The sequence below is a fragment of the bacterium genome (assembly GCA_026129405.1).
Lineage (GTDB): Bacteria > Desulfobacterota > Binatia > DP-6 > DP-6 > JAHCID01.
In genome coordinates this window covers 561,708-588,706 of the sequence record JAHCID010000002.1, presented here as the reverse complement: position 1 = coordinate 588,706, position 26,999 = coordinate 561,708, and the positions used below count along the sequence as shown (strand labels likewise).

29 protein-coding genes and 3 pseudogenes are annotated in these 26,999 nt (G+C 71.1%); 17 read left to right on the top strand and 15 right to left on the bottom strand.

Annotated features, from left to right (window positions below; all coding sequences use genetic code 11):
* Positions 1-37: 37 nt before the first annotated feature.
* Complete coding sequence (locus KIT14_11060; GenBank protein ID MCW5891075.1) at positions 38-1,753, top strand: amidohydrolase family protein; 1,716 nt, start codon at positions 38-40, stop codon at positions 1,751-1,753.
* A 61-nt stretch (positions 1,754-1,814) separates the two neighbouring features.
* On the opposite strand, the gene KIT14_11055 is transcribed toward KIT14_11060, so the two are convergent.
* Positions 1,815-3,113 carry a hypothetical protein gene (locus KIT14_11055; protein ID MCW5891074.1) on the bottom strand — a complete coding sequence of 433 codons (1,299 nt, stop codon included), beginning with the start codon at positions 3,111-3,113 and terminating at the stop codon, positions 1,815-1,817.
* Between the two features lie 93 nt (positions 3,114-3,206).
* On the opposite strand from KIT14_11055, the gene KIT14_11050 reads away from it, so the two are divergent.
* Positions 3,207-3,887, top strand: a complete 681-nt coding sequence (locus KIT14_11050; GenBank protein ID MCW5891073.1) for a DUF1232 domain-containing protein — start codon at positions 3,207-3,209, stop codon at positions 3,885-3,887.
* Position 3,888: 1 nt separating this feature from the next.
* Here KIT14_11050 and KIT14_11045 read toward each other — a convergent pair whose 3' ends face one another.
* Together KIT14_11045 and KIT14_11040 are read right to left on the bottom strand one after the other, a co-directional pair.
* A complete protein-coding gene (locus tag KIT14_11045; GenBank protein ID MCW5891072.1) occupies positions 3,889-4,353 on the bottom strand; it encodes a DUF1043 family protein in 465 nt (154 codons plus the stop codon).
* Between the two features lie 37 nt (positions 4,354-4,390).
* Complete coding sequence (locus KIT14_11040; GenBank protein ID MCW5891071.1) at positions 4,391-4,798, bottom strand: hypothetical protein; 408 nt, start codon at positions 4,796-4,798, stop codon at positions 4,391-4,393.
* Positions 4,799-5,128: 330 nt separating this feature from the next.
* Here KIT14_11040 and KIT14_11035 point away from each other — a divergent pair, with 330 nt between their 5' ends.
* Positions 5,129-5,770 carry a 3D domain-containing protein gene (locus KIT14_11035; protein ID MCW5891070.1) on the top strand — a complete coding sequence of 214 codons (642 nt, stop codon included), beginning with the start codon at positions 5,129-5,131 and terminating at the stop codon, positions 5,768-5,770.
* 130 nt (positions 5,771-5,900) lie between these two features.
* Here KIT14_11035 and KIT14_11030 read toward each other — a convergent pair.
* Positions 5,901-6,333 (bottom strand): annotated as a pseudogene (locus KIT14_11030) (type II toxin-antitoxin system VapC family toxin).
* Positions 6,334-6,339: 6 nt separating this feature from the next.
* Positions 6,340-6,618 carry a prevent-host-death family protein gene (locus KIT14_11025; protein ID MCW5891069.1) on the bottom strand — a complete coding sequence of 93 codons (279 nt, stop codon included), beginning with the start codon at positions 6,616-6,618 and terminating at the stop codon, positions 6,340-6,342.
* A gap of 887 nt (positions 6,619-7,505) precedes the next feature.
* Here KIT14_11025 and KIT14_11020 point away from each other — a divergent pair.
* The gene (locus KIT14_11020) at positions 7,506-9,686 is read left to right on the top strand and encodes a hypothetical protein (GenBank protein MCW5891068.1); all 2,181 of its coding nucleotides are present in this window, start codon (positions 7,506-7,508) and stop codon (positions 9,684-9,686) included.
* A gap of 474 nt (positions 9,687-10,160) precedes the next feature.
* Here the strand turns inward: KIT14_11020 and KIT14_11015 are convergent.
* A pseudogene (locus KIT14_11015) lies at positions 10,161-10,328 on the bottom strand (helix-turn-helix transcriptional regulator).
* Positions 10,329-10,462: 134 nt separating this feature from the next.
* Between KIT14_11015 and KIT14_11010 the strand changes: the two are divergent.
* The 3 genes from KIT14_11010 to KIT14_11000 all read left to right on the top strand — a co-directional run bounded on the left by KIT14_11010 (position 10,463) and on the right by KIT14_11000 (position 12,446).
* Positions 10,463-10,708, top strand: a complete 246-nt coding sequence (locus KIT14_11010; GenBank protein MCW5891067.1) for a hypothetical protein — start codon at positions 10,463-10,465, stop codon at positions 10,706-10,708.
* A gap of 378 nt (positions 10,709-11,086) precedes the next feature.
* Entirely contained in the window at positions 11,087-12,019 is a 933-nt protein-coding gene (locus KIT14_11005) for a DUF2333 family protein (GenBank protein MCW5891066.1), read from the top strand.
* 1 nt (position 12,020) lies between these two features.
* Positions 12,021-12,446, top strand: a complete 426-nt coding sequence (locus KIT14_11000; GenBank protein MCW5891065.1) for a DUF393 domain-containing protein — start codon at positions 12,021-12,023, stop codon at positions 12,444-12,446.
* A gap of 5 nt (positions 12,447-12,451) precedes the next feature.
* On the opposite strand, the gene KIT14_10995 is transcribed toward KIT14_11000, so the two are convergent.
* Complete coding sequence (locus KIT14_10995) at positions 12,452-13,060, bottom strand: hypothetical protein (protein ID MCW5891064.1); 609 nt, start codon at positions 13,058-13,060, stop codon at positions 12,452-12,454.
* A 159-nt stretch (positions 13,061-13,219) separates the two neighbouring features.
* Entirely contained in the window at positions 13,220-14,134 is a 915-nt protein-coding gene (locus KIT14_10990) for a LysR family transcriptional regulator (GenBank protein ID MCW5891063.1), read from the bottom strand.
* A 96-nt stretch (positions 14,135-14,230) separates the two neighbouring features.
* Between KIT14_10990 and KIT14_10985 the strand changes: the two genes are divergently transcribed.
* Both KIT14_10985 and KIT14_10980 read left to right on the top strand, forming a co-directional pair.
* Positions 14,231-14,620: a ferritin gene (locus KIT14_10985; protein MCW5891062.1), complete on the top strand. Its 390-nt coding sequence runs from the start codon at positions 14,231-14,233 to the stop codon at positions 14,618-14,620.
* A gap of 15 nt (positions 14,621-14,635) precedes the next feature.
* Entirely contained in the window at positions 14,636-15,442 is an 807-nt protein-coding gene (locus KIT14_10980) for a bacteriocin family protein (GenBank protein ID MCW5891061.1), read from the top strand.
* Positions 15,443-15,501: 59 nt separating this feature from the next.
* Here KIT14_10980 and KIT14_10975 read toward each other — a convergent pair whose 3' ends face one another.
* The 4 genes from KIT14_10975 to fabG are packed head-to-tail and all read right to left on the bottom strand — an operon-like array spanning position 15,502 to position 18,592.
* A complete protein-coding gene (locus KIT14_10975; GenBank protein MCW5891060.1) occupies positions 15,502-15,789 on the bottom strand; it encodes a J domain-containing protein in 288 nt (95 codons plus the stop codon).
* Positions 15,786-16,679, bottom strand: a complete 894-nt coding sequence (hflC, locus tag KIT14_10970) for a protease modulator HflC (protein ID MCW5891059.1) — start codon at positions 16,677-16,679, stop codon at positions 15,786-15,788. Before hflC ends, KIT14_10975 begins: the two co-directional genes overlap by 4 nt.
* Complete coding sequence (gene hflK, locus KIT14_10965) at positions 16,679-17,797, bottom strand: FtsH protease activity modulator HflK (protein MCW5891058.1); 1,119 nt, start codon at positions 17,795-17,797, stop codon at positions 16,679-16,681. Before hflK ends, hflC begins: the two co-directional genes overlap by 1 nt.
* A 54-nt stretch (positions 17,798-17,851) precedes the next feature.
* Positions 17,852-18,592, bottom strand: a complete 741-nt coding sequence (gene fabG / locus KIT14_10960) for a 3-oxoacyl-ACP reductase FabG (protein ID MCW5891057.1) — start codon at positions 18,590-18,592, stop codon at positions 17,852-17,854.
* 160 nt (positions 18,593-18,752) lie between these two features.
* Here fabG and KIT14_10955 point away from each other — a divergent pair, with 160 nt between their 5' ends.
* Entirely contained in the window at positions 18,753-19,136 is a 384-nt protein-coding gene (locus tag KIT14_10955; protein MCW5891056.1) for a hypothetical protein, read from the top strand.
* Here the strand turns inward: KIT14_10955 and KIT14_10950 are convergent.
* On the bottom strand, positions 19,133-20,269 hold the full coding sequence (locus KIT14_10950) for an acyl-CoA dehydrogenase family protein (protein MCW5891055.1): 1,137 nt from the start codon (positions 20,267-20,269) through the stop codon (positions 19,133-19,135). The two genes, KIT14_10955 and KIT14_10950, sit on opposite strands and share 4 nt — an antisense overlap.
* An 84-nt stretch (positions 20,270-20,353) precedes the next feature.
* On the opposite strand from KIT14_10950, the gene KIT14_10945 reads away from it, so the two are divergent.
* Entirely contained in the window at positions 20,354-20,884 is a 531-nt protein-coding gene (locus KIT14_10945; GenBank protein MCW5891054.1) for a DUF59 domain-containing protein, read from the top strand.
* 61 nt (positions 20,885-20,945) lie between these two features.
* Here KIT14_10945 and KIT14_10940 read toward each other — a convergent pair whose 3' ends face one another.
* Together KIT14_10940 and KIT14_10935 are read right to left on the bottom strand one after the other, a co-directional pair.
* Positions 20,946-21,542: a hypothetical protein gene (locus tag KIT14_10940; GenBank protein ID MCW5891053.1), complete on the bottom strand. Its 597-nt coding sequence runs from the start codon at positions 21,540-21,542 to the stop codon at positions 20,946-20,948.
* 495 nt (positions 21,543-22,037) lie between these two features.
* Complete coding sequence (locus KIT14_10935) at positions 22,038-23,210, bottom strand: hypothetical protein (protein MCW5891052.1); 1,173 nt, start codon at positions 23,208-23,210, stop codon at positions 22,038-22,040.
* A gap of 342 nt (positions 23,211-23,552) precedes the next feature.
* Between KIT14_10935 and KIT14_10930 the strand changes: the two are divergent.
* The 6 genes and pseudogenes from KIT14_10930 (at position 23,553) to KIT14_10905 (ending at position 26,994) form a co-directional block, all read left to right on the top strand.
* A pseudogene (locus KIT14_10930) lies at positions 23,553-24,504 on the top strand (integron integrase).
* Positions 24,505-24,728: 224 nt separating this feature from the next.
* Positions 24,729-25,127 carry a hypothetical protein gene (locus KIT14_10925; GenBank protein ID MCW5891051.1) on the top strand — a complete coding sequence of 133 codons (399 nt, stop codon included), beginning with the start codon at positions 24,729-24,731 and terminating at the stop codon, positions 25,125-25,127.
* A gap of 68 nt (positions 25,128-25,195) precedes the next feature.
* Positions 25,196-25,429, top strand: coding sequence for a hypothetical protein (locus KIT14_10920; GenBank protein MCW5891050.1), 234 nt, complete (start codon positions 25,196-25,198; stop codon positions 25,427-25,429).
* An 8-nt stretch (positions 25,430-25,437) separates the two neighbouring features.
* On the top strand, positions 25,438-25,719 hold the full coding sequence (locus KIT14_10915; protein ID MCW5891049.1) for a hypothetical protein: 282 nt from the start codon (positions 25,438-25,440) through the stop codon (positions 25,717-25,719).
* Positions 25,716-26,579, top strand: coding sequence for a hypothetical protein (locus KIT14_10910; protein MCW5891048.1), 864 nt, complete (start codon positions 25,716-25,718; stop codon positions 26,577-26,579). The genes KIT14_10915 and KIT14_10910 overlap by 4 nt, the downstream gene beginning before the upstream one ends.
* 154 nt (positions 26,580-26,733) lie before the next feature.
* The gene (locus tag KIT14_10905; GenBank protein ID MCW5891047.1) at positions 26,734-26,994 is read left to right on the top strand and encodes a DUF4160 domain-containing protein; all 261 of its coding nucleotides are present in this window, start codon (positions 26,734-26,736) and stop codon (positions 26,992-26,994) included.
* Positions 26,995-26,999 lie beyond the last annotated feature (5 nt).

Sequence of the window (26,999 nt, the reverse complement as noted above, 5' to 3'; positions counted from 1 at the left end):
TTGACCGCCGCGACGGCGCTCTGCTAGCCGCTCGCGCATGCAGGCCGACCTCGTGGTCCGCGGCGGCACGGTGATCGACGGCAGCGGCGGCCCGCCGCGCGAGGCGGACGTCGTCGTGCAGGGCGATCGCATCGTCGCCGTCGGCACGCACGCGGGCGCGGCGACGACCGAGATCGACGCGCGCGGCAAGCTCGTCACGCCCGGGTTCGTCGACGTGCACACGCACCTCGACGCACAGCTCACCTGGGACCGGCTCGGCACGCCGTCGTGCTGGCACGGCGTCACGTCGGTCGTGGTCGGCAACTGCGGCGTCGGCTTCGCGCCCTGCCGCCCGGCCGACCGCGACTACCTCATGTTCCTCATGGAGGGCGTCGAGGACATCCCGCGCGCCGCGCTGGCCGCCGGCATGCGCTGGGAGTGGGAGTCGTTCGGGCAGTATCTGGACGCGCTCGGACGCGGCGGCACGGGGCTCAACGTCGGCGCGTACGTCGCCCATGCGCCGCTGCGCGTGTGGGCGATGGGGACGCGTGCCGCGAGCGAGACGCCGCCCACCGACGACGAGCTCGGTCGCATGACCGCCGCGGTCGACGAGGCCGTCGCCGCGGGCGCGCTCGGGGTCTCGACGGGACGCACGACGATGCACCGCGCGCCCGACGGCGAGGCCGTCCCCGGCACCTACGCCGCGCGGCGCGAGCTGGCCGCGCTGATCGCCCCGCTCGCGCGCCGCCGCGCCGGCCTGCTCCAGGTCGTGCCGTACGGCGCCGCGGGCGAGGCGGAGCGCGGCTTCGCGCGCGACCTCGACGAGATCGTCTGGGCGGCGCGCGAGACCGGCCGTCCGGTGAGCGTCACGCTGACCCAGGCGCGCCACTACCCCGACACCTGGCGCGAGGATCTGGCGGCGGTGGAGGCCGCGGTGCGGGCCGGCGCCCACATCGTCCCGCAGGTCGCCCCGCGCAGCATCGGGCTGCTGCTCGGCTTCGGCGGCCTGCTCTCGCCGCTGCTCCTCTTCCCCGAGGCCGGCGAGCTGTTCGGGAAGCCCGACGCCGAGGTGCTCGCGGCGCTGCGCGACCCCGCCGTGCGCGCGCGCCTCGCACGCGGCCTCGACCCGTGCGGCGAGATCATGGCCGGCATGACGACGCTCGACCGCGTCTTCCCGCTCGACGAGCCCAGCGTCCGCGGCTACGAGACCGCCCCCGCGCGCAGCGTCGTCGGTCGCGCCGCCGCGCGCGGCGTCCTCCCGGGCGAGGTCATCCTCGAGGCGCTCGCCGACTCGGAGCTGCGCCGCCTCTTCATGGTCGCACTCTTCAACTTCGACCTCGAGGCCGCGCGCACCATGATCACGCACCCGCTCTGCGTCCCCGGCCTCGGCGACGCCGGCGCGCACACCAGCCAGACCTGCGACGTCGGCGTGCCGACCTTCGTCCTCGCCTACTGGGTGCGCGAGCGCCGCGCCCTGACGCTCGAGGCCGCCGTCCACAAGCTCACGCACGCCACCGCCCGGGTGTGGGACATCCGCGATCGCGGCCTCGTCCGCCCCGGCGCCTACGCCGATCTCAACGTGATCGACTTCGACCGCCTCGACCTCGACCTCCCCGAGGTCCGCCACGACCTCCCGGGCGGCGCGCCGAACCTCTCCCAACGCTCGCGGGGCATCGAGGCGACGATCGTCAACGGGTGCGTCGTGGTGCGGGACGGGGAGCACACGGGGGCGCTGCCGGGCCGGGTGCTGCGTGGGGCGGGGGTTGCCGCGTAGCTCGTCGCGCCCACCGCGGGTGCAGCCACACGTTCCGCGGGCGAAGAGCCGGACGCGGCACTCACGCCGCCGAGCTGACGACCCCCGCCACCGGCAGCACGAAGAGGAAGGTCGCCCCCCGCGGCGCCTGCGGCTCGGCCCACAGCCGCCCCTCATGCGCCTCGACGATGGAGCGGCTGATCGACAGCCCCAGGCCCAACCCCTCCCGCTTGGTCGTGAAGAACGGATCGAAGAGCCGCGCCAGCACGGCCGGCGGCAGCCCCGGCCCGGTGTCGCTGACCGCGACCCCGGCGGCGCCGTCCTCGGTCCAGGTGCGGATGGTGAGGCGGCGCACGCGCTCGCCCTGGCGGTCCATGGCTTCGAAGCCGTTGCGCACCAGGTTCAGGATCACCTGCTCGATCTGTACCCGATCGACGAGCACCGTGACGCCGTCGACCACGAGGTCGAGCTCCAGCTCGACGCCGCGGTGCCGCGCCTCCACCTCGAAGAAGCCGACGGCCTCGTACACGAGCGCGTTCAGCGCATGCCGCGAGCGCGGCACCTCGGCGAGCCGGACGAAGTCGTGGATGCGGCGCAGAACGTCGCTGGCGCGCATCGCCTGCTTGCTGATCTCCTCGAGGACCTCGACGAAGGCGGCGGGACCGAGGTCGCCGGCGCGCAGGCGCCGGGCGCAGCCGCGCGCGTAGCTCACGATCGCCGCGAGCGGCTGGTTGATCTCGTGCGCGAGCCCGGCCGCCATGCCGCCGAGGGTGCTGAGCCGCGCCGCCTGCGCCAGCTCCGCCTGGTGCGAGCGCGCGTGGAGCTCGGCCTCGGCCTGCTCCGCGCGCCGCCGCTGGTGGTGATAACGCTCGGAGACGTGCGCCGCGTACACGCCGGCGAGCGCCCCCATCACGACCGCGACCGGCTGCGACGCGACCTGCGCCAGCCCGAGCACCGCGTGGACGTTCCACAGGATCGCCGCCGTGGCGACCGCCTGGACGACGAGCTGCGGACGCATGCCCCAGGGCAGGAGCGTCGCCGCACCGAGCGTCAGCACGAGGAGGATGGCCGGCGTCGTGGCGGCGTCGCCGGCGACGATGCCCGAGGCCGCGGTCGACAGGCACATGAAGCTCACGAAGAGGACGCCGAGCCCGATCGCCTGGCTCGCACTCAGCGGATGGCGCAGCCGCCACAGCGCCGTCGCGGCGACGAGGAGCTCGGCCGCGATGATGATCCACAGCGGCACGAGGCGGTCGGGGTGCACGACCGGATCGGTGGCCGCGAAGAGCAGGATACCCGACACCGTCAGCCACACGCCGGCGTGCAGACGGTCGCGGAGCAGGCGGGTGACGTCGTGGTCGAGGCGGCCGGCGCCGAGCATCGTTCCCCTGCCCCGGTCCTACCGCCATGCCGTCGTGGCTGACAACGGGGACGGGTTGTACGGCGCGACGCCCCGGGCCAGACTCGCGCCGCGATGGAGCACGTCGAGGTCCTCCGCACCGCCCTCCCCGCGAAGCTGCGCGGGCTGCGCGACGCCAAGGTCGTCCAGCTCGCGCGCGAGTGCTGGGGTTACGTGAACGACCCCCGCGTCCCGACCGGCTACAAGGTGCTCGCCGTCGGCGCCCTCCTCTACCTCGTGAACCCGGCCGACGCCGTCCCCGACTGGATCCCGGTCGGCGGCTACGCCGACGACGCCGCAGCGCTCGGCGCCCTGGTGCTGGCCGTCCGCAATATCCTCGCGGCCGCGGCGGAGGCGACGAAGGAGGTCGTCGACCACGGCGTGCAGCGCATGGAGGAAGCCTGGACCCGGCGCGGCGTCGGCCAGATCGCGCTCGGCCTGTGGGCGGCCTCCCTGGCCGCCTGTCTCGGCCTCGCCTATCACGTCGGCCGCGCGCTCCTGGTTCCGGGACACGACGTCGCGGACCCCTTCCTGTGGGCCGCCGTGGTCACCGCCGGCGCAGGTGCGGCCTACCACGCGCGCCTCGGCTGGCAGACGTGGACGACGTACACCGCGCTGCCCGCGTTCGTGCAGGCGCCGCTCGCCGAGGCGGTGGCGCGCAACGCGACGCGGGCACGCCTCGCCGGGCTCGTCGTGCCGATCGCGGCCCTCGTCGGGCTCGGGATCGCGCGCGCCGTGCTCGTCCTCGTGGGCTGAATCAGCTCGCGGACGCGGCGGGCTGCGGCGCCGCCGGCTGCGACGACGCAGTCGCCGCCGACGGCGCGGCGGCGGCCGGCGGCGCAGCGGCGGCCGCCGGCGCACCGTCGTCGACGGCCGGCTCGGGCGCGGCCGCCGGCTCGCTCGTCAGCAGCACGGGCGCCTGCCCGAGCTGCTCCTCCAGCGCGGCGACCCGCTCGGGACAGAGGTCGCGCGCGCCGCTCGCGAGGTGCTGCCACAGCGTCCCGTACTGCTGGGTGAGATCGCGGAAGAGCGTGGCGGTGCGGCCGAAGTGCTGGGCGACCTGCTCCTGGTAGCGGGCGCGATCCTCGCGGACCTGCGCCAGCTCGGCCTCGAGCGCGCGGGAACGCGCGTCGCCGCGCCGGCCGATCGAGATGCCGAGCCCGATGCCGAGGGCGACGAGCACGATGCCGACGAGCGCGAGGAGCCAGGGGTCGAAGGTCATCGGGGCTGGCTATCGGCTTCGCGCCGCCCCCGCAAGATCAGTCGTCGTCGTCGGCCGCCGCCGATCCCGGGCCGAGCGCGGTGCCGATCGGGCTGCGGTCGAGCGGTCCCTTGGGACGGCGCACGGGCGCCTCGTCGAGGTCCACCGGCTGCGGCGCCTCCTCCTCGTGCTCGCCGTCGTCGTACGGATCTTCCGGCTCGCCGTCGTCGTCGGCGTCGTCCCGCTCGTCGGGGTCGTCGAAGTCGTCGTGCTCCTCGTCGAGCGGATCGGGCTCTTCCCAGTTGGGCGAGGCCTCGCGCTGCACCTGATCGTCGATCTGCCTGAGGCGTTTGGCGCGCCCGGGGACGCCGGCGCCGTCGGACCCGTCGTCGTCCTCGGCCCGAACGCCCGTGCCGATCACGTGGAGGAGCAGAGCGATGACGACGAGCGCGCGCGCGCAGCGCATGCGAGAGCGCTACCAGCGGCGATCGTGCATGTCCACGACGCGCGCAGGAGCGCACGACGTTTCGCGCGCCCGCATCGGCACCCGCCACGGCCGAGCGCGCCGCACCGAGCACGTCGGCTGCGTCACGCCGCGCATGCGCGCACGCACCTGCCGGCGCGCCCCCGCCATGCGCGTCCCACGCGCCGTCGCCCGCACCTGCGCCCCGACGCCTCGCGGTTGCTGGCCGCAGCGGCCGCGGTGCATGGCCGCACGCACGGCGCGTGCGCCATGTGCCGGCGGCCGCGCAGCCGCACGTCGGCACGCATCTTGGACCCGACGCGCAGCACAACCATGCAGAACGACTGGGGACATGCCGTCGTCATCGACCCGCGCGAGCTCACGGGCCTGCGCGACGAGGTCGCGCGTCTGCGCCGCCAGAGCCGGCGGCGCGCGGTGCTGGCCGTCGCGCTGGCGAGCGGGCTCGGGCTCGCCGCGGCGTCGAGCACGGCCTGGGGCCTGCGCCTCGAGGCGGTGCTCGACACCACGAACGAAGAGCACGCCACGTGCCGCGCGGCGCTCGAGCCGTCGCAGGCAGCGCTGGCCGCGCTCGCGCGCAGCCAGGACTCGATCCTCTCCGCCACGCAGCAGGCGCCGTCGGTCGGCACGAAGTCGTGGGGCCGGCGCTTCACGGTGACGAAGTACATCCCGAGACACCCCGACTATGGGAAGTTCAACGACGGCTTCACCGCGACGATGAAGAAGGCCGACCCCAAGGAGCGCATCGTCGCCGTCGACCCGAAGCTGATCCCCTACGGCTCGTGGGTATGGATCGAGGGCCTCGGCTGGTACAGGGCCGAGGACTGCGGCGGCGCCATCAAGGGCTTCCGCCTCGACGTCCTCACCGCGACCACCGCCGACGCGATGGAGTACGGCAAGCAGGACCGCTTCGTGCTCGTGGTGCCGCCGGCGGGCGAGACCGAGGCGGCGAGCTAGTCGGCGCTCGTGGGGGGCAGGCGCGGCCCGTAGGCAGGACAACCCTGGGAAGTTGACCGAGCCCGGCCTATCGGACGTTGCTGGTCTGGCCCAGGCGGCGCGGCTCCGCCTCTCCCCCCGCTCGCACGCGCTATCCTGGAGTGCCCGAGCATCGACGGATGCGGGTGTGGTCACCACTCAGGGCGTACCACCGTGGGCTGTCTACGACGAAGCCCAGCGCCTCGGCTTCGGCCATGCGCCGATCGTAGGTGACGATCCGCGTGGAGGGATGGCGCCACGAGCTGCGCCGCCGCCAGATGGATCGCATCGAGTGAGCGCAGCCGATGGGCTCGAGCATGCCCGCAGCGTCGCAGTGCATCGTCGACGCGGATGAGATCGAGACGCCGCAGCACGCGCCGGGCGGAGGCCAGGGCCACCGGCCCGGTCGGTCGCACGGGGCGCAACACCTCCGTGCGGGCGAAGGCGCAGGACACGCGAACCGGGTCGCGCCGCAGCCGAGCGCGCAGGACCGTCGACTCGGCTTCGACGACGGCCAGCTTCACGAGCGCCGACGAATCCAGGATAGAGCATCAGCGTTCGTCGTCGCGCAGGCGAGCGAGCCGCGTCGACGGTCGCTCCGGGCGCGCGGGCGTGCGCACCGGCGACAGCTCGAGCAGGTCTCCCACGCCACGGGTGAGCCGTCCCGCCGCATCGAGTGCGTCGAGCGCGTTCCTCGTCGTGGCTGGTGCCAGGATGGCCACCGTACGGCCGCGGTCGGTGACTTCGAGCGGCTCGCCACGCCGGACGCGCCGCAGAGCCGCTGCTCGCTGCGCAACCCGGTCTACACGTGGCCGGTCGCAGGCCGAAATGCGGTGCCGCGGCGACCAGATGGCGATCACTGCTGTAGATCTCGCGCAGCCCCGCCTCCGACGCACGGGCACCAGGTGTAGCGCATCGGCTGCGCCGAGGAACATGTTCGCCGACAGGAAAGACATCCGTCGGGCTACGTCACGGATAGCGAGGTCCACAAGCCGGTGTCGGGATCGGCTGCGAGCTGCCGAAACTCCCGCTGCATGAGGCGCTTCTCCCGGAAAGTGACGCTGGAACGCCGTGATCATCTCCCCACGACCGACCGAGCAGCACGCCAGTCCGTCGGAGGCCTCGGCCTGGGTCCGCATCCTCGGGCTGCCCGGCTCCATGAGATAGAGCTTCGCAAGGTAGCAGGAGTCGAAGTAGATCGTCGGCCCTCGCGCATCGACGCGATGACCTCGGCGCTATCGGGCCCGCCGGTGTGCGGAGCGTGAACGCTAGCTCGATGGCGGCGAAGAGCAGCCCCGTCATCGGCCCCGCCAGCAGTGCCACCAGCGATGACGGCAGCGGCACCAGGCCGAAGCACACCACCACGACGTAGAAGATGACGCCGTACAGCGACACGTGCGTCACGGCCCGCGAGACCTCGCCCGCCAGCACATGCGAGCCGTCAGAACGGACCGGCTACCGCACCAGAATTCTCTTGCGGCAATATCCCATTATAGGATAGCACCTGATCCTCGATGTCACTTGTTCATCGGGCAGGAGCAGAAGGCCCCTGATGGGCGCTGACGGTCTCGTTCGCCGCACAAGCCGGGGCCTAGGAACAAACGACAGCCGGAGGCTCGAATAATCGGACGTTCCGTCGACTTCGCGGCTTTTGTCCCGACCACAAGCTGCCCAGGCTCGATGTGTACGGCGCGGCATACTGAAAAGGAGGACTGACATGCTTTCACGAGGAACTATCGTTGCGGTGGCGGCCGCGTTGTCCTGGAGCGCCGGGCTGCACGCAGCGACGTTCGACATCGGCGCCGGGGATGTGGCCGCCCTCGTTGCGGCCATCGACAGCGCCAACGGCACGCCGGAAGCCGACACGATCAATCTCGCCGCAGGCGCGTACGTCCTGACGGCCGTTGCGACGAGCGAGCCGTGGGGGCCGTCCGGGTTGCCGACGATCACGTCGGACATCGCGCTCGTCGGCGCCGGGTCGGGCGCCACCACCATCGAGCGTGATGGCTCGGCTCCGGCGTTCCGTTTCCTGACCATCACTGGAGGCCGGACGACCCTCTCGGGAGTCACGCTTCAGGGTGGCCTGGCCGTCGATGACGGGGTTCACCCGCAATCTCCAGCGGGAGGCGCCGTATTCAACGAAGGAGACCTCGAGATCCAGGACGTCGTCCTCCGCGCGAACTACGCCCAGCTGGAAGGCGGCGCGATCTTCAGCGCCGAGCGTACCTGGCTCACCGACGTGGTCATGGAAGACAACCAAGTCGGCGTGTCGGGTGGCGCGCTATTCCTCCTTTCCGGGAACCTGACGCTCGCGCGAGCGACGGTGACCAACAACGATGCGGGCGTATTCGGCGGCGCAATGGCGATCCTCGGCAGCCAGGCCGAGATCAGCGATACGAGCATCACGGGGAATACCAGCCCAACCGGCGGTCTCGACGCCCACGACTCGGAGGTCTTCCTCAGCCGCGTCGCGATCACCGGCAACGTCGGCACGTACTACGTTGGCGGAGTCGGGATCTCCGGCTTTGCGCGCGTCACGATCGACGACAGCCTCATCGCCGGAAACACCAGCGACGAGGCGGCAGGCCTACGCGTCGATGAGCAGGCCGTGGTGCTCATGACGAACACCACCGTCAGTGGAAACCACGCGACCGGAGACGGTGGCGGGGTGTTCGTCGACGGGCCTGGAAGCGCCGGGATTCCGGGGCGTCTCATCGCCGTGAACTCGACCATCGCGGGGAATACCGCCGATAGCGATCTCAGTGGCCATGGTGGCGGCGGCGGCATCTTCGTCGAGCTCGGGGGGCGCGCGACGTTCCGAGCCGTTCTCCTCGGCGACAACGTCGCGAACGAGGGGATGGATTGTCTCGGGACAGTGACGTCCGACGGCTACAACCTGATCGAGACGGTCGCCGGGTGCACCGTCAAGGGAACCAAGACGGGCAACGTCGTCGGCGTCGACCCCCTTCTGGGAGCGCTCGGTCCGAACGGGGGAGCAACCGACAGCATGCCGCTGCTTCCAGGGAGCCCCGCGATCGATGCGGCCGAGTACTGCCCCGGACTCGACCAGCGCGGGTTCGCCCGTCCCGTGGACGGCAACGGCGATACGCTGTCCCGGTGTGACATCGGTGCCGTCGAGCAGGAGGCGCTGCTCGCCTCGCTCACCCCAGCCGATACGTTCTTCTGCTACAAGGACAAGCGCGAAGCCTGGTCGCCTGCTTTCGTGCCGGTGCCGTCGCTCGCCTTCGACGATGCGATCGAGACGAGCAGCTACGGCGTCAACAAGCACAACTCACTCTGTTCGCCGGCCACGACCGCCGGCGACGACATCGCCGACCGGTCGATCTCTCTCATGGAATATACCCTCAGAAAAACGCCTGCCACGCCTTTCCACATGCGGCAGGTCGGGCTCCGGGTTTCGAATCGATTCGGCGCCGTGACGTTGGATACGGTGAAACCCAGCACTGTGCTGATTCCCGCCCAGACCTCGTACCTGGGTCCGGTCGCTCCTCCGAATCCCGTCGACCATGATGTCGATACCTTCCGTTGCTACGACGTGAAGCCGTCGAAGGGGAGCCGTGGCTTGGCGAAGGCGGTCTATGCCGTGGTTCACAGCGCCCTCCCCGACGACTATTTCAAGATTCGCAAGCTCTTCGCCGTAGGGAAGCCCCGACGCCTGTGCGTGGCGAGCAGCATCGACGGAGCCGGCGTCGAGAGCGCCACGGCTGCCTTGCTGTGCCATCAAGTCAAGGCGGCGAAGCCGCTCCTTCCAACGATCTGGCCCGATCCAGTGTTCGCACGCATCCCGGCGATCAACACCGGCGATGCGTTCGGCCAGCTTGGCGTCATGGCGATCAAGGAAGAGAGCCTCTGCGTACCGTCCATCATCAACCCATGACCTGAGACTGTCGCCGGGCCGGGGTCGACGCCGTCCGCGTGGACGGTCGTCGGCGTCTGCCCGGCGAGTTTTCATGGATACAATCAGTATGGCTAGCTATTGGCAGCGAGTCGGAGACCGAGCGCACCAGTCTGTTCCTGAGCGCGCGCGCCAGGCGGACACCGGCGCCGCGAAGCTCGCTGGCGTCGGGACCGCGGGGCGCCCGGGCAAGCGAGGTGACCTGCTCGCCGGCACCGCGCCACAGGGCGCGCCCCATCGGCCAGCACGATCTGCGGGCTGTACACCGAAGACCTAGCGCCGCGGCGTTCTGGGCCGTCGCACTCGCTCGTACCGCGCGGCCGGCCGCTCCCGCGCAATCGAAGCCGCCGACGGCCCCGCGGGGCGCGCCGGCTCCTTCTTCTTTGGCCCCAACCGCGTCGCGGGCGCCTCGAGGAAGTAGGCGACCGGCTTACGGTAGAGCGCGGCGTAGTCCTCGAGCTCGATCACGTCGATGCGGCGCTCGCCCGACTCGCACTTCGAAACGAAGGACTGCGGCCGCCCCAAAGCCCCGGCGACCGCAGTCTGGCTGAGCCCAGCCTCCTGGCGCGCGCGCCTGAGACGCACCAGGAACTCGCCGTATCGCTGCGAATGGACGCTCTTCATGTCCGCCGGCGCCGCCGACGGGGCTAAGCGAGCATCCCGAGATAGGCTATCCCAAAATCGTATGGCTCGTGCGCGGCGAGCCGCGCCGTGCAAGGACCGACCGGCGAGCCCACTGCCGATGTCTCGCCAGCGAGGTGCTGCGGGCGATCCTCGTCGGCATCGATCCGTCCGAGGAGATGCGCACGATGGCGAGCGACGCCAACATGTTCGCCATCGCCGCCGGGCACGTGCGCCTGCTGCCGGGCGACGGCACGCAGTCCCCTACCCCGACGGCTTCGCCCGTGCGTACTGCGTGCACACGATCTACTTCTTCTGGAACGAACCGCTCCGGCAGCTGCGCGAGCTGCGATGCGTCCTGCGCCCGGGTGCTCGCCTCGTGATCGCGTTCCGTCCGCGGAGCGATCCGGGTGCGCGCGACTTCTCGGAGACCATCTATCGGTTCCAGGAGGCCGACGAGGTGCTCGCGGTGATCGCGACAACGCCCGCAACGTCGCACCAGGCAGGTGAGCCCCAGCCGCGACAGCGCGCGCCACGCGTGGGTCGAGCGGTCGGGCAGCGTTGCACGTGCCAGCGCGGGTCGGTGGCGGCTGGCGGTGTCGGCGCGGCACATCGACGACCAGGGCGGCGCGGCCCAGCGGCGGGCCCGAGGCCGCAGCCGGCGGCGAGGAGAGAGGACGAGGAGGACCGGCACGCGGCCCCCGGGATCGTCACGCCGTCCGCGCTTTCCGGCTCTCGGCCCGCGTGCTACCCCGCTCGACATGGGCGCTTCGCAGGCGAGCCGCGGCCAGGCGGCGGTGGCGATTCCGGTCGTCGTGCTGCTGCTGATCCTGATCGTGCCGCTGGTCCTGCACTTCACGCAGAAGCGCCACGACGTGCTGCCGATGTCGGTGACGGCGGAGTACCCGCGCGAGCGGCCGATCGTGAGCGGCGAGGTGTTCGGCACCACCGTCGCCGCGATCATGGATCACGAGCTGAACGGCGGCACCGGCTGGCGCCCCAACGACTTCGTCCTGTGGGGGCCGTCGGCGATGGCCGACAACAACGCCAACCGCCAGCTCGGCATCCTCCAGGCGATCCGCGAGAGCACGCGCGTGCTGAAGGACCATCTCACCAAGGTGTCCGCGACCGAGTTCGATCCCAACCTCGTGGTCGCCGACACCGCCTTCCGCAACGACGCCACCCGCTTCTGGCTGCCGTCGGCCGAGAGCAAGTTCCGCGAGGGCACGGCGGCGATGCGCGCCTACGTCGCCGGCCTGCGGACGACGCCGCCCACCTCGAAGCCGATCGCGCGCCGCAACGCCGAGCTGATCCGCCTCTTCCAGTCCTGGACCGATCTCCTGGGCGACGCCCACGGCATGCTCTATCGCGACCGCGAGAGCGACGGCGGGAGCATCCCGCCGTGGCGCACCGACGACTACTTCTACTACGCGCAGGGCATGGCCCACGTGCTGCACCATCTCACGCTCGCGACCGCGCGCGAGTACGAGCAGGAGATCGCGAGCCGGGCCGAGCTCCAGCAGCTGTTCACCGAGGTCGCCGACGCGCTCGGCCGGGCGGCGGTCCTGAAGCCCGTCGTCGTGCTCGACGGCGGGCCCGCGAGCGTGATCGCGAACCATCGCCGCAACCTCGACGTCTACATCGTCGAGGCGCGCCAGAAGATGTTCTCGATCCGCGACGAGCTCGAGAAGTAGCGTGGCGGGCGCGACGGCGACGGGCGTCGCCACGCTGTTCTACGACGGCGGATGCGGCCTCTGTCATCGCGCGGTGCGCTTCGTGCTCGCCCGCGACCGCACCGGGCGCGCCTTCCGCTTCGCGCCGCTCCACGGCGAGACCTTCGACGCCCTCGTGCCGCCCGCCGCCCGCGCGACGCTGCCCGACAGCATCGTGCTGCGGACGCCGGACGGCGCGCTGCACGTGCGCAGCGCCGCGCTGCGTGCGATCGGCCGGATGCTCGGCGGACCCTGGAGCGTCCTCGCCGCCGCCGCGGGCGTGCTGCCGACGCGCGTTCTCGACGCCGCGTACGACGCGGTCGCGCGCGTGCGCCACCGCCTGTTCGCACCGCCGCCGGACGCGTGTCCCGTGCTGCCGCCGGCGCTGCGCGCGCGCTTCGACCCGTAGCGGGGTCAGGCGAGCGTCAGCCAGGCTTCCAGCGTCGAGAGCGTCGTGAAGGCGGCGCGCCGCGTGGCGGCGCGATCCGGCGTGGCGTCGAGGAGGGCGTCGAGCCCGGGCATGCCGTCGTCGGCGGCCGCGGCGCGGAAGAAGTCGGTGCCGGCGCCGGCGCAGTCGCCGAGACACGCCGTCAGCGCCGGGACGATGCGGCGGGCGTTCAGGGTCGCGGCGTCGAGCGCGAACAGGACGCCGAGGATGTCGGCCTGCGTCTCGACGGACGGCAGCACCCAGCACGTCGTCACCTCGGCGGGGTTGCGGCCGACGCGACCGAGGTGACGCAGGTCGCGCTCGAGCAGCGGCACGCGCCGGCGGGCGTCGAGGTCGAGCGCGAGGTCGAGTCGGCGCGCGGCCATGGTGAGCCGGTACTCGAGCGGGCGATACCAGCCGAGGAGCCGCTCGAGGAGATCGGCGTAGGCCGAGCGGTCGAGCTGACCGCGGGCGAGGGCACGCAGGACGGGCAACGTCTCGAGCTGGGCGAGGCGGTCGGCCGTCGCTTCGCTGAGGACGCCGCGCACCGGCCGGCGGCTCGACCGCGCGCGCGCATCGACGTGTTCCTGGATCATTCTGCCGATCGGCAGAAGCAACCATCGTACCGACCGTGATCGGCTTCGCGTGACGAGATTCATTCGATGGATACCGCGTCTATACGGCGGCGCGCTGCTGCGGCGTGTCAGACGAGTGACGATTCGTATCGCCTTTCCGACATCGCCCGCGGGCGCCGGCTAGACGCGGATCGCGCGCACGCCGGGAGGCGGCGTCGTGCGCACGAAGGTCGCGAGCGCGTCGAGCGCGTCCGCACGTGGGAAGCTGCGCCGCCAGGCGAGGCCGATGGTGCGGCCGGCGTGCGCGCCGGCGAGCGGGCGCGTGACGGTGCCGTCGTGGGCACGCAATGCCAACGCAGGCAGCAGCGTGACGCCCAGATCGGCCGCGACCAGATGCCGCAGGGTCTCGAGGCTGGTGGCGCGGAAGTCGTCGCCATCGCGCCGGCCGTCGGCGTCGCCGCAGACCGCGAGGGCCTGGTCGCGCAGGCAGTGCCCCTCGTCGAGCAGCAGCAGGCGGCTGCCGGCGAGGTCGGCCTCGCGCACGCGCCGCCGTCCCGCCAGTGCATGTCCGGGCGGCAGTGCCGCCCAAAACGGCTCCCGGAAGAGCGGCGTCGCGACGATGCCCGGCGCCTCGAGCGGGAGGGCCAGGAGGCCGGCGTCGAGGCGGTGCGCCAGCAGATCGTCGACGAGGGTGGCCGTCAGGCCCTCGCGAACGACGGGCCGCAGCTTCGGGAAGGCGTCGGCCAGACGCGGCAGCAGCCAGGGCAGCAGGTACGGCCCGAGCGTCGGGATGATGCCGAGGCGCAGCGGGCCGACGAGCGGCTCGGCATGCCCGCGTGCGACGTCACCCAGCGCCTCGAGCTCGGCCAGCATGGCGCGCGCGCGCTCGACCACCCGCTCGCCCGCCGGCGTCGGCCGCACCCGCTTGCCACGTTCGAAGAGGCGCACGCCGAGGTTGTCCTCGAGCTTCCTCACCTGCGCGCTGAGCGTCGGCTGGGTGACGTGGCAGTGCGCGGCGGCGCGCCCGAAGTGCCCCGTCTCGGCGATCGCGACGACGTAGCGCAGCTCGGTGAGCGTGACGGCGGTCAGGTCCATCGCGGGTGCTCGACGGCGGATCTAGACGACGACGTTCTACGACGCCAGGCAGCCCGGTGGTTGACTCTCGCATCGAACCTGCAAGACATGGCTCCCATGCCCGCGAGCGACCGACTGCACGAGCAGCGCCTGCGCCCGGAGACCATCGATCGCCATCGCGCGATCGCGTCCCTGGGCGAGGAGCTCGAGGCCGTCGATTGGTACGACCAGCGCGTCGACGCCACCGACGACGACGCGCTGAAGGCGATCCTCGCCCACAACCGTGACGAGGAGAAGGAGCACGCCGCCATGACGCTGGAGTGGCTCCGGCGTCGAGACCCCAAGCTGGACGAGGTGCTGCGCACCTATCTGTTCACCGAGGGCTCCATCCTGGCGGTGGAGAAAGCGACCGAGCACGGCGGCGGAGACGACGGCGACGAAGCCGGCGGCGCCGCGGGCGACGGCTCCCTCGGCATCGGCAGCCTCAAGCACCTCCACGCGAGATAGGAAGACGCCCCGACCATGGAAGACCTCCTCCGACGCCACGCACCGATCTCGTCCAAGGCCTGGGAGCTGATCGACGAGCAGGCCAAGCAGGCCCTCACCCCGAACCTCGCCGCCCGCCAGGTGCTCGACTTCGTCGGCCCGAAGGGCTGGCGCAAGAGCGCCGTGAACCTCGGCCGCGTGAAGCCGCTCGAGGGCACGGCGGTCGACGGCGTACAGGGCGCGATCCGGCAGGTCCAGCCGCTCACCGAGCTGCGCTCGGTGTTCGAGCTGTCCCGCCAGGAGCTCGAGACCGCGGAGCGCGGCGCGCCGGATCCCGATCTCGAGCCCCTCGTGCAGGCCGCCATCCGTATCGCCCGCGCCGAGGACAAGGCCGTCTTCCACGGCTGGAAGGCCGCCGGCATCGAGGGCATCGTCGACGCGTCGCCGCACGCGCCGATCACGATCCCGAACGACTACGAGCACTATCCGCGCGCCGTCGCCGAAGCGACGCGCGTGCTGCGCATGGCCGGCGTCGGCGGCACGTACGCGATCGCGCTCGGGCCGCGCTGCTACACCGGCCTGATGCAGGCGATGAGCCGCGGCGGCTATCCGGTGCTCGAGGTCGTGCGCCAGGTGGTCGGCGGTCCGGTCGTCTGGGCGCCTTCGGTCGACGGCGCGGTCGTGCTCACCACGCGCGGCGGCGACTTCGAGCTCACCGTCGGCCAGGACATCTCGATCGGCTACCTGCACCACAGCGCCACGTCGGTCTGCTTCTACCTCCTCGAGAGCATGACGTTCCGTGTGCTCACGCCGGAGGCGGCCGTGTGGCTCAAGTACGCCTGAGCGCCGTCTGACGCCGTGCCTCGCCGGCGGCATCGGCCGCCGGGCGGGACGCGGCGCCGTCAGCCCCGCGTGAGCTCGTCGTAGGCGCGCTGGAGGGCGACCGTCTTCTCGTGCGCGAGCTGCTGGAGCTCGGGCCCGAGGTCGGCGACGCGATCCGGATGATAGCGCTTCATCTGCTCGCGGTGCGCGCGCGTGATCTCGTCACGCGACGCGCCGCGCGGCACGCCGAGCACGGCCCATGGGTCCCACGCACCCGGCGGCGGGGCCGGGACGCGCGGCCGGAGCAGGGTCCGCACGACGCGGACGAGCGCGAGGATGAACGCGACGACGAGGAGAAGGCGGATCACCGGCCCGCGGCGGGCGTCTGGACGGACCGGCTGGGCGCGCTGCGCTGGAGCAGCGCGAAGAACTCGCTGTCGGGCGAGAAGATCATCGTCGTGTTCTCGCCGAGCGTCTTGCCGTAGGCCTCGAGCGTGCGCTGGAACTCGTAGAACGCGGGATCACGGCCGTACGCCTCGGCGAAGACGCGCGTCGCCTGCGCGTCGCCGGTGCCGCGGGCGATCTCCGAGGTCTGGCGCGCGTCGGCGAGGAGGATCTGCACCTCCTTGTCGGCCTCCGAGCGGATCTTGCGCGCCTCCTCGTCGCCCTCGGCGCGATACTTCTTGGCCAGGCGCTCGCGCTCCGTGCGCATGCGGTTGAAGACGTTCTGCTCGTTCTTCTCCGGCAGATCGGCGCGCTTGATGCGCACGTCGACGATCTGGATGCCGTACTCGCGCGCCTTCTCGTCGCTGCGCGCGGTGACCTCTTCCATCAGCCCCGCACGCTTGCCGCTGACGATCTCGGTGAGCGTGTGCCGGCCGGTCGTCTCGCGGAGGTTCGAGTAGACGATGTCGTCGAGCCGCGACTGCGCCCCCGACTCGGTGCGCACGGTGCGGAAGAACTGGAGCGGATCGAGGATGCGCCAGCGGACGTAGTTGTCGACCACGAGCTGCTGCTTGTCGCGCGTCAGCAGCTCCTTCGGCGTGGCGTCGTAGTCGAGCAGGCGCTTGTCGAAGTAGCTGACGCTCTGCACGAACGGGATCTTCCAGTAGAGCCCCGGCTCGTAGACGACGCGCACCGGCTTCCCGAGCTGGACGACCATCGCCATCATCCACTGCGGCACGACGAAGACGCAGAGGTTCCACGCGAGAACGACGCCGCCCACGAGCGCCCCGACGACGAGCCAGCGTCGATCCATCAGGGCGCAGCTCCACTGGACGTGCTCGGCTTGCGCAAAAGCGGCTCGAGCGGGAGATACGGCACCGCCTGCTTCCCCGACAGATCGTCCATCACGATCTTGTTCATGTTCGGCAGTATCTGCTCCATGGTCTCGAGATAGAGCCGCCGTCGTGTCACGTCCGGGGCCGTTGCGTAGGCCTCCTGCACGGCGACGAAGCGCTGCGCGGAGCCGGCGGCCTCGCGCACCTTCGCCTCGCGGTAGGCCTCGGCCTCGTTGATCAGCTGGGCCGCGACGCCGCGGGCACGCGGCACGACGTCGTTGGCGTAGCCGCGAGCCTCGTTGATGAGCCGCTCCTTGTCCTGCTGCGCGCTGATCACGTCTTTGAAGGCGTCGGACACCTGGTTCGGCGGGTCGACGTCCTGCAGCTTCACGGTGACGACCTCGACGCCCGTTCCATAGCGGTTGAGGACGTCCTGCATGGTCTTCTGGGCGTCGAGCTGGACGCGCTCCTTGCCCTCGGTGAGCGCGTCGTCGATCTTCGTGCGTCCGACGACCTCGCGCATCGCCGCCTCGCCCACGGCGCGCACGGTCTCCTGGGGATCGCGCACGTTGAAGAGGAAGTCGGTGGTGCCGGTGGCGTCGGCGCGGACCTTGTACTGGACGATGAACTCGAGCTTCACGATGTTCTCGTCGCCGGTCAGCATCAGCGCCTCGGCGGGCACCTCGCGGTAGTCGGCGGGCGGGCCGGCGGAGAGGGTGCGGAAGCCCACCTCCTCCTTGCGGATGGCGGTGACGCTCGGGCGCAGCACCTGCTCGATGGGCCACGGCAGGTGGTAGTGCGGGCCGGGCTCCGTCTCGCGCACGACCTGGCCGAAGCGCAACACGACGCCGCGCTCGTCGGGGCGAACGATGTAGATGCCGGTGAGCAGCCAGGCGGCGACGACGAGGGCCAGGACCAGGAACGGGTTCACGCCGAATCCGAAGCTCGGAACGACCCCGCCACGGCCGCCGCCACCGCCCCCGCCGCCGGGGATGCGAGCCCGGATCTGCGTCCACAGATCACGCAGCTCGGCGAAGGGGTCGCCACCCGGCGGGGGACGACGCGGGGGCCACTCGCCTGGGAAGCGGTCGGGCATCGCGCGGCGAAGGGAATGACGGGCGCCGCCCCGGCTGTCAACCTCGGGGCCGGATCAGTAGCGCCCGCCCGACACGTGGATGGTCTCGGCGGTGACGTAGGCCGCGTCGTCGCTGGCGAGGAACGCGGCCACGCCGGCGACGTCCTCGGCGGTGCCGAGGCGGGGGATCGGCAGGGTCGGGGCGACGCGATCGACCAGCGTCTGGTAGTGGGGCAGCTCGGTGACGCCCGGCGTCGCGATGACGCCCGGCGCGATGCAGTTCACCGTCACCCCGAACTTGCCGAGCTCGAACGCCAGCGAGCGCGAGAAGCCGATCACGCCCGCCTTCGACGCCGAGTAGTTCGTCTGACCCTTGTTCCCGAGATGGGCGCGCGAGCTCATGTTGACGACGCGGCCCCAGCCCTTCTTCACCATGTGCGGCGTCGCCGCCTTGCAGACGAGGAACGTGGCGCGCAGGTTCAGGTTCAGCACGGCGTCGAAGTCCTCGATGGTCAGGTCGCGCAGCAGCTTGTCGCGCGTGATGCCGGCGTTGTTGACGAGGACGTCGAGCCCGCCGAGCTCGGCGACGGTGCGCTCGACGAGCGCCGTCACGACCGCCGGATCGGTCACGCTGCCGGCGAAGACCGCTGCGCGGCCGCCGGCGGCGCGGATCGCCTCGGCCGTGCGCCCCGCGGTCTCATCGCGCAGATCGTTCACCATGACGGCGGCGCCCTCGCGCGCGAGCCGCTGCGCGATGGCTTCGCCGAGTCCCTGCCCCGCCCCGGTCACCAGGGCCACCTTGCCTGCGAGTCGCATCGTGCGGCGGGAGTAGCGTCCCCGGGGGCGGCCGGGCAAGCGCCGCGGCGGCTGCGGCGTCCCGCCCTGCACCGCGGCGTCATCGCCGCGTCGCGTCCGCGCCGCGAGGGCACGGCGCGGCGCACGGTGCCCGTGGCCCGTGCCTTGCAGCCCCACCGGCATGCGCACGCGCTCGCTCGTCGCCGCCGCCCTCACGGGAGTCCTTCTCGCCTTCCCGCATCGCGGAGCCGCCGAGCCGACCGATCCGGTCGTCTCCGACGCGCTCGCCGCGACGCTGGGCTCGCTGCGCCAGACGGCGCCCGACGCCGCGGGACCGCAGGACGAGCGCCTCGGTGCGCTCCAGACCTCGCCGGAGCTCCAGCAGGAGCTGAGCGACCTGACGGCAGCGATCTTCACGGAGCTGGTGGCCAGCACCGGCGGCGATCCGACCGCGATGACCGCGATCGTCGGCAGCGGCAAATCGGATCCCGAGGCCTTCGCGCAGCGCCTGTCGCCGGAGACGCGGCGCAAGCTCGAAGCCCTCGCCAAGAAGCTCGAGCGCTAGCGAATGGCGTCGATCTCGAGCAGCTCGCGGCCGATGACGAGCTGCTGGATCTGCGTCGTGCCCTCGGCCAGCGTCAGGTGGCGCAGGTCGCGGTAGAAGCGCTCGACGGGGAACTCGCGCGTATAGCCGTAGCCGCCGTGCACCTGGATCGCGAGGTGGGCGACGCGCAACCCCGACTCGGTGGCGAACAGCTTCGCCTGCGACGACTCGAGGATGCCTTTCTTCCCCGCTTCCAGCGCCGCCGCGGCGCGATAGCTCATGAGACGCGACGCATCCGTCAACGTCGCCATCTCGGCGATCATCTCCTGCACCAGCTGAAAGCCGCCGATCGTCTTGCCGAACTGCCGGCGCTCGCGCGCATAGCGCACCGCCGCGTCGAGCGCGGCGCGCGCCAACCCCACGGCCGCGAATGCGACCGAGCAGCGCCCGCGCGCCAGCCCCGCGAGCGCGACCCGCAGGCCCTTGCCCGGCGTGCCGAGGAGATTCGCCTTCGGCACGCGCACCTCATCGAAGGACAGCTCGGCGAGCGGCGTGGCCAGGTTGCCCATCTTCTCGAGCGCGCGCGCCTCGAACGGCGACTCGTCGCGGTCGACGAGGAACGCCGTCGGACCCTGGTCGCCGAGGCGCGCGAAGACGACGCCGGTCTGCGCGATGGTGCCGTTGGTGATGAGCGTCTTCGTGCCCGACAGGCACACCGCGTCGCCGTCCTCGCGCGCGACCAGCTCGACGGCGCTGGCGTCGGAGCCGACGTTCGGCTCGGTGAGGCCGAAGAAGGCGATGCGGCGGCCGTCGAGGAGCGGCGGCAGGAAGCGCGCGCGCAGCGCACCGCCGGCGGCGTCCGCGATGATGCCGGCGACCATGTTGTGCGTCGTCACCGAGCTGCGCAGCGAGCCCCAGCAGTAGGCCAGCTCCTCGACCAGCACCAGGTACGACGTGAAGTCGAGCCCGTGCCCGCCGTGCTCCGCCGGCACCGTGGCGCCGACGAACCCGGGCGCGACCAGGCGCGCGTAGATGCCGTCGGGCAGCGCGCCCTGCCCCTCCTGGGCCGCGACCAGCGGCGCGATCTCGCGCTCGAGGAAGCGGCGGGCGTTGTCGCGCAGGAGCGTCTGCTCGGGGCTCAGCTCGAGGTCCATGGTCGGCGGGCTTGTAGGCCCCGGCCTTCGCGGGGGTCAAGCCGCGCCTTGCGCCGACGGATCGCCGGCGCCAATATCCCGCCCATGGAGCGCATCGAGCTCACGCGCGACTGCGAAGCGGTCGCGATCCCCGCCGGCCATGTCGTCACCATCGAGCAGGGCACCGAGGCCATCATCACGCAGGCGCTCGGCGGTTCGTGGACGCTTCAGATCCCCGCCCTGGGCGGCCTCTACCGCATCGCCGGCCTGGACGGCGACGCCATCGGCAAGGAGCCCATCGCCCCCGTCGAGCACGACGCCGACGCCACGCTCGAGGACCAGGTCATGGCGGTGCTGCGCACCTGCTACGACCCCGAGATCCCGGTGAACATCGTCGACCTCGGCCTGATCTACGACATGGCCATCTCGCCCGGCGACGACGGCAGCCAGATCGACGTCAAGATGACCCTCACCGCGCCCGGCTGCGGCATGGGCGGCGCGATCGCCGCCGACGCGCGCCAGAAGCTGATCGCGCTCGAGGGCGTCGCCGACGCGAACGTGGAGATCGTCTGGGACCCGCCGTGGAACCCGCAGATGATCTCGCCCGAGGGCCGCGAGCGCCTCGGGATGGCCTGACCTCACGGGTCACGGGTCGACCCCCTCTCGAGCCTCCATCCCGGCGGGCCGCTCGGCACTCCTATCGCCCGTCTCGCGCGTCGCCGCCCGCCATGCCGGGCGCAGGATCATGGGCCGCCCCACGCCGCATGCGACGCCGCGTCGGCGGGGACGGCGTCGCGTAGAGGTGCGGCGCGCCGTCGTCCGCAGCCGCGCGCGCCTTCGACTGGAGCGCCGCGAGCGCCGCATCCCACGACACGCCGAGCGCATCCCGCGTCACCCGGGCAGCGCGGGCGTCGTCCTCGAGCCGCGCGATCGCTTCGACCGCCTGCTCGACGGCGCATGCCGCATCGAGCGCGGCCCGCGCCGCCTGGACGCTCCGCGGGCTCGCGTCGCTCCGCCGCATCACCGCCTCGACGAGGCGCGCGATCGCCGCGGCGCCGTCGGTCACGGCGAGGCGGCCGATTGTGCCCGGCGACGGCGCGCCGAACGCCGCGAACGGATTCTTCCGACCGTGGCCGTCGACGACCAACGTGCACGCGAGCGTCTCGAGGGCATCGCCCTGGACGGCGCGCAGCTCCCGAACGCGAACGCGCGCGGCGTCGAGCGCGGCCTCGGCGGCGTCGACCCGTCGCTGCGCGTCGACGTACTCGCGGTGGGCCCCCTCGAGTCGTCGCACGCTCTCCTGCACGAGGCGTGTATCGACCGCGGCGGCGGCGACCAAACACCGAGGCGCCGCGCTGCAGCCGCATTCCGGGACGCGCCTTCTTCGTCCGGGCTGGCATGGGCCTCCGTGCAGGGGTCGGTCGGTCGCGCCCAGGTACCAGACCGGCGTTGGTGGCGCCAAGCACGGGATGTCCGCGCGCGAACGGCCATCGGAGAGCCGTATCTCGCGAGCGGCACCGTCGCCGCAGGGTCCAAAAACGGCCCCGGTCGGCCGCAGCACCGCCGTTGCGGGGCTCGAAACGGCGTCGAGCGTGCGCAGCACCGCCCTTGCAGGATCAGGATGTGGATCGTCGTCGGACACGCACAGCACCGCCTCTGCGAGGTCCGAAACGCGGTCCCGGGGGCGCGGCACCGCCGTCGCACGATTCGAAACGAGGGTCCGCGCGGGACGGGAGCTGCGAGCAGCTTCGCGGTGTGACGGGCGCGCCGCTGGGCTAGACGAGACGTCCTACTGGCACGTGCCCGAAAGCCCCGAGCCCTCGACGGAGCAGGAGCAACACGCCGAGTAGTGACCGACGCCGGTGCCGGCGGGGGCGCACCCCGGCATGTCCGGGCAGCAGTCCTCCTGACACGCGCAGTGGTTAGGAATGGATCCGCCAGGGATTCGGAGCTTGCACGAGCAGCAGCAGCGCGAGCTCTGGGAGAACGCGCCGTCGGGCAGGCACCCGGCGAAGTTGGGTGTGCACTCGGTCGCGCACGTCTGAACACATTCGGTGACGCTGGCGATTCCCGCACTCTTGCAGACACACGGATCGGTGATCACCCGCCCGTCGATCATGCACTCCTGGGACCGCCCGCAGTCGCCACCTTCGCAGCAATCGCTCGGGCCCGGTTGCGAGCCGTCGAAGAAGCACTTCACCACCCGCCCGTGACACTCGAGGCAATCGGCCGAGCACGGCGCCGGTCCGTATGCCGCCTCCAGGGCGCCCAACACGTTGCCGCACTCCCCCTGATTCCCGCAGTGCGTGGTGATGCAGTCGTCGTGGACGTCGCAGCATTTGCCGATCGGCCCGCAGTCGAGCTCGTGCAGCTGATCACACCCGGAGGTGTTCGAGAGCGTGTTGGGGCCGGTGTAGGAGGCCGTGACGCCTGCGTCGCTCGCGCGACTCCGGTGAAGGAGCAGCGCCGCGCTGCTCACCCCGGCCGCGTCGGCAGGCGCGCCGGCAACGGTGACCACCGGTCCCGGGACGCCGCCGGCCGGCCGATACTGGAAGGTCGTCGAGTCGCCGGACACGGTCCAGACGATCTCGGCAGCACCGGCGGGGCCGTTGATGATCGTCCGATACCCGGTGCCGGTCGATCCGGTGACGACCTCGTCTGCTCCCACGGTCTGGCGGTCGCAGCTCGCGGCGTTGCCGCAGGGATCGCCCGAGCCGTCGCAGACCGTCAGTCCCTCGGTCTTGCACCGTTTGATGAGCGTGCGCTTGCAGCTCTTCCGACATTTGCGCCGCGGTTTAACGGTCGAGCCGGTGCACCCTTCGCGACAGATGCGAGTCTCGTCCTTGCACTCGCGCCGGCACTGCTTCGCGAGCGACGCGGCCTCCGTCCCGGGCGCGAGAAGCAGGAGGATGAGGGTGCCGAGCAGGACGCCCGCACGAGTGCGTCCTCGTCGAAGCCTCATCGTCCGTCTCGTGTGCATGGCACTCATCGTTCCGGCACCTGGAGGACGGTAACGCCGCGGGGAACCGAGCGTCAAGGAAATCGCTGGCTCGAAGGGGGCGGGGCTGACCCGCGCGAGTGGTTCACGCGCGTCAGCCCCGCCTCGTCCGTTTCCGGCCGAAACGTCGGCATCCCGGGAGCCCCGACTGGCTCGCCGGCGTCTCGGCTCGGCATGATCCGGTCACGACCATGGACGCGCGCCACTTGGCGGGGTAGTTTCATTCCTCGCATGCCTGTTCCGGCCACCGCCGTCGCGTTCGCCGTCGCCGAGCAGCCGCCGGCGTACGGGCAGCGTCAGCCGCGCCTGCTCGATCGCGTGCGCATCGCGCTGCAGACGCGGCACATGAGCCGCCGAACCGAGCAGGCCTACGTCTTCTGGATCCGACGCTACATCCTGTTCCACGGCCGGCGGCACCCGCCGACGCTCGGCGCGGACGAGGTGCCGGCGCTCCTCTCGGCGCTGGCGGTGGAGCGGCGGGTGGCAGCGTCGACGCAGAACCAGGCGCTGAGCGCCCTGCTCTTCCTCTACACGGCACGTGCTCGACGTCGATCTGCCGTGGCTCGACGGCCTCGTCCGCGCGCAGCGGCCGGCGCACGTGCCCGTCGTGCTGAGCCGCGCCGAGGTGGCCGCCGTCCTCGGGCAGCTCGGTGGAAGCCGGTGGCTCATGGCGGCGCTGCTCTACGGGGCCGGCCTCCGCCTGCTCGAGTGCCTGCGACTGCGGGTGAAGGACGTCGACTTCGAGCGTGGAGAGATCGTCGTGCGCAGCGGCAAGGGCGGGCGCGACCGGCGCACGATGCTGCCGGCGGTCGTGCGGGAACCGCTGGCCGCCCACCTCGCACGCGTGCGACGGCAACACGCCGACGACCTGGCCCGGGACGCCGGATGGGTGGAGCTGCCGCACGCGCTCGACCGGAAGTACGTCAATGCCGGCCGCTCGTGGCCGTGGCAGTGGGTGTTTCCCGCCACGCGCTCCTACCGGCATTCCGAGACGGGCCAGCAGCGGCGGCACCACTTCCACGAGTCGGCCCTCCAGCGCGTCGTGCGCGAGGCCGTGCTCGCGGCGGGCATCGCGAAGCCCGCGGGCTGCCACACGTTCCGGCATTCGTTCGCGACGCACCTGCTGGAGGACGGATACGACATCCGCACCGTGCAGGAGCTGCTCGGCCACCGCGACGTCCGCACGACGATGATCTACACGCACGTCCTCAACCGCGGCGGCCTGGGCGTGCGAAGTCCTGTCGATGGACTGGCGCCAGCGCGGTCGGGCGCTGCAGGTCCGGTGCGGATAGGCTGCGAACCGTCGCCGCCTATCCGCGCGAAGTCGGCCACACGTGCGGTCGAGGCCCGCCGGGATATTCGGAGTTTGCCTGTTCCTTCCCGCCCGCCCGGCGCCGCGGATAGGCCGCGAGCGCCGCGTGGGGGCCGGGATTAGGCAGGTCGGTCGAAGGTTCGTTAGACGTGCTGAGACAGGCTCGACGGATGAGATTCGCACTGGTTCCCATCGTGCTCCTTGGACTCTCTGAGATCTGCGGCTGTCGCCCGTCTCAACCGAAGCTTGAAGTCGGGGCTCTCTATTCGGTCGACGACGGCGAGGGCCACTATCGCATCGCAAAGATTCTCGCGCTCGATGATCGCGGCGTGCACATGAGGCTTTACAAAAAGAAGTTCTCCACGCGCCCGGCGACTGCCGACCCGAGCTCTTTGACACTGGGAAGTGTCGACGACGCCGACGGATTCGGGATGGGACATCTTCCCCTGACCCGAAGGGCATTCCTCGCATGGGAACCAGTCTTCATCGCACCCGGAGTCGTGAGTGCCGAAGAACTGGATGGATACGAGATATGGAAAGAGGGCGGAGGTTATTTCGGCGATGAGTAACGAGCAGTCGCCGGGCGCTCAGCGCTACGGCGTTAGACGCACCGCGGTCTCGTGCCTCGAGTCGAAGCATGTACTTCGAGCTGCTCAGTGAGATCGAGGACGTGGTCGTCATCGCGTCAAGGCAAGGCATCCGCGATCTCGCACGCCTCAGGCGGCAGCACGGCCGGGGGCGGTGGCGAAAGCTCAAGGGGGTCGCGTTCGTCCGCCTTCGGGGTGGGCGCGTGCGGCAGGCAGAGGTACACTGGTACGAGGCGCACGGTGTTGGGAGGGTCAGGATGAAAGTGAAGAGGCTGCTCGACTGATGAGCGCGATGCGGAAGAAGCAGTATCTGCTCTGCGTCCGCAACTCCGGGTGCGAAGACCTCGAGCTACGGAAGTTGTACGTGAAGCTGCCCGACGCGCTTGCGGCACGAGAGGGGTTCGTTCGTGTGGTGGACGAGTCCGGAGAGGACTACCTCTATCCCGCCGCCAATTTCGTGCTGGTCAGGCTGCCGCTGGCGGCTGAGCGAGCGTTGGCGAGACGGATGCCCGTGAGAGCGTCTAACCCGCCGCTGATCGCCAGGGGCGTTAGACGACTCCGGCGAAGAACATGACCGCACTTCCAAGGCGCATCTTCCTGCTCAGCGGCTCCGTCGATCACTGGATGCTCGGACGGAAGAAGCTGCTCTGGGGTCTCCCCCGTGGGCGGCATCGCAGGGAAGAGTGCCGCGCGATCTTGCAGGAGTGCGGCTTCGGATCGGCTGCTGAGTTCGTCGCTTGCGCCGGCCCGCTCGCACTCTTCCGAGCGGTCATCGATGGCGACGTCTTCTACGATGACACGCCCGTCTGGACCTACGGGAAGCAGCGCGGCGAACTCTATCCGGTCCGGTTTCGTTTCACTCGGGTCACCGACGTGAACCAGAACTGGTATACACGCCGTGACAACAACTGGCGCCTTGTTCTCCGGGATATCTGGCAGCCGAAGGGTAGTTGCCTCTTCGAGCCGCGGCCCGAAGTGATGTCGGATGGTGGTGTGGATCAGGGCGTCCTCTTCGCTCCGGTACAGGCGAGTGTCGAGCTCGTCGAGCGGTCCCAACAGCGGAGCGACCCGCAGCCGGATCCGCGACCTACGCCCCCGGTGCAGCTTCGTGCAGACGATGGCCATTTCGTCCGGTCGAAGTCGGAGCTGACGATCTGCAACTGGCTCCACCATCATCATGTGCCTCATGCGTATGAGCGTCGGCTACCCATACCAGAGAACGCGTTCTGTGATTTCCACATCGACCTCGGCGCTGGTTGCTACATCGAGCACTGGGGGCTCGATTCGCCCGCTTACCAGAGGCGTCGAGAGGAAAAGCTGAAGCTCTACCAGCGGCACAAGCTCAACCTCCTGGAGCTGGAGGAGGTGGATATCGCGCGCCTTGATGATGTCTTGCCGCGGAAGCTCCACCGCTTCGGAATCGGAGTGAAGTAAGATGGGCGAACCCTTCATCTCGTCGTCTAACCTGGCGATGGAGCGGACCGCGGGAACGAACGGGCGCGGCGAGAATCGAAGCGGGCGTGTTGCCCGCGGCCGCTCATCGCCTGGTCGTTAGGCAGCAGGAACCGAAGGGGAGTAGAGACTGCCTGTGCCGGTGATCTCCACCTTCTTCGGCATCGTGATCCGCATGTTCTACCAAGAGCATGGCGTGCCCCACTTCCATGTGGAGTACCAGGGGCAGCAGGCGACCGTCACCTTCGACGGGAAAGTGCTCGCCGGGGCGATCCGTTCACGGACCGCTCTGAGGTTGGTAGAAGAGTGGGCCAGCCTTCATGGGCCCGACCTGGAAGCGAACTGGCGGCGGGTGCAGGCGGGTGAGCCGCTTGAGAAGATCGCGCCGCTGGATTGAGGACA

Bases quoted from the DNA above. Each gene is read 5' to 3' on its own strand.
- KIT14_11035 (MCW5891070.1), top strand. From the start codon at position 5,129: ATGCAGAACGACTGGGGACATGCCGTCGTCATCGACCCGCGCGAGCTC.
- KIT14_11060 (MCW5891075.1), top strand. From the start codon at position 38: ATGCAGGCCGACCTCGTGGTCCGCGGCGGCACGGTGATCGACGGCAGC.
- KIT14_11045 (MCW5891072.1), bottom strand. From the start codon at position 4,353: ATGACCTTCGACCCCTGGCTCCTCGCGCTCGTCGGCATCGTGCTCGTC.
- KIT14_10925 (MCW5891051.1), top strand. From the start codon at position 24,729: ATGAGATTCGCACTGGTTCCCATCGTGCTCCTTGGACTCTCTGAGATC.
- KIT14_10980 (MCW5891061.1), top strand. From the start codon at position 14,636: ATGGAAGACCTCCTCCGACGCCACGCACCGATCTCGTCCAAGGCCTGG.
- KIT14_10915 (MCW5891049.1), top strand. From the start codon at position 25,438: ATGCGGAAGAAGCAGTATCTGCTCTGCGTCCGCAACTCCGGGTGCGAA.
- KIT14_10950 (MCW5891055.1), bottom strand. From the start codon at position 20,269: ATGGACCTCGAGCTGAGCCCCGAGCAGACGCTCCTGCGCGACAACGCC.
- KIT14_10985 (MCW5891062.1), top strand. From the start codon at position 14,231: ATGCCCGCGAGCGACCGACTGCACGAGCAGCGCCTGCGCCCGGAGACC.
- KIT14_11020 (MCW5891068.1), top strand. From the start codon at position 7,506: ATGCTTTCACGAGGAACTATCGTTGCGGTGGCGGCCGCGTTGTCCTGG.
- KIT14_11050 (MCW5891073.1), top strand. From the start codon at position 3,207: ATGGAGCACGTCGAGGTCCTCCGCACCGCCCTCCCCGCGAAGCTGCGC.
- KIT14_11040 (MCW5891071.1), bottom strand. From the start codon at position 4,798: ATGCGCTGCGCGCGCGCGCTCGTCGTCATCGCTCTGCTCCTCCACGTG.
- hflC (MCW5891059.1), bottom strand. From the start codon at position 16,679: ATGGATCGACGCTGGCTCGTCGTCGGGGCGCTCGTGGGCGGCGTCGTT.
- KIT14_11005 (MCW5891066.1), top strand. From the start codon at position 11,087: ATGGGCGCTTCGCAGGCGAGCCGCGGCCAGGCGGCGGTGGCGATTCCG.
- KIT14_10945 (MCW5891054.1), top strand. From the start codon at position 20,354: ATGGAGCGCATCGAGCTCACGCGCGACTGCGAAGCGGTCGCGATCCCC.
- KIT14_10920 (MCW5891050.1), top strand. From the start codon at position 25,196: ATGTACTTCGAGCTGCTCAGTGAGATCGAGGACGTGGTCGTCATCGCG.
- KIT14_10995 (MCW5891064.1), bottom strand. From the start codon at position 13,060: ATGATCCAGGAACACGTCGATGCGCGCGCGCGGTCGAGCCGCCGGCCG.
- hflK (MCW5891058.1), bottom strand. From the start codon at position 17,797: ATGCCCGACCGCTTCCCAGGCGAGTGGCCCCCGCGTCGTCCCCCGCCG.
- KIT14_10955 (MCW5891056.1), top strand. From the start codon at position 18,753: ATGCGCACGCGCTCGCTCGTCGCCGCCGCCCTCACGGGAGTCCTTCTC.
- KIT14_10990 (MCW5891063.1), bottom strand. From the start codon at position 14,134: ATGGACCTGACCGCCGTCACGCTCACCGAGCTGCGCTACGTCGTCGCG.
- KIT14_10910 (MCW5891048.1), top strand. From the start codon at position 25,716: ATGACCGCACTTCCAAGGCGCATCTTCCTGCTCAGCGGCTCCGTCGAT.
- fabG (MCW5891057.1), bottom strand. From the start codon at position 18,592: ATGCGACTCGCAGGCAAGGTGGCCCTGGTGACCGGGGCGGGGCAGGGA.
- KIT14_11055 (MCW5891074.1), bottom strand. From the start codon at position 3,113: ATGCTCGGCGCCGGCCGCCTCGACCACGACGTCACCCGCCTGCTCCGC.
- KIT14_10935 (MCW5891052.1), bottom strand. From the start codon at position 23,210: ATGAGGCTTCGACGAGGACGCACTCGTGCGGGCGTCCTGCTCGGCACC.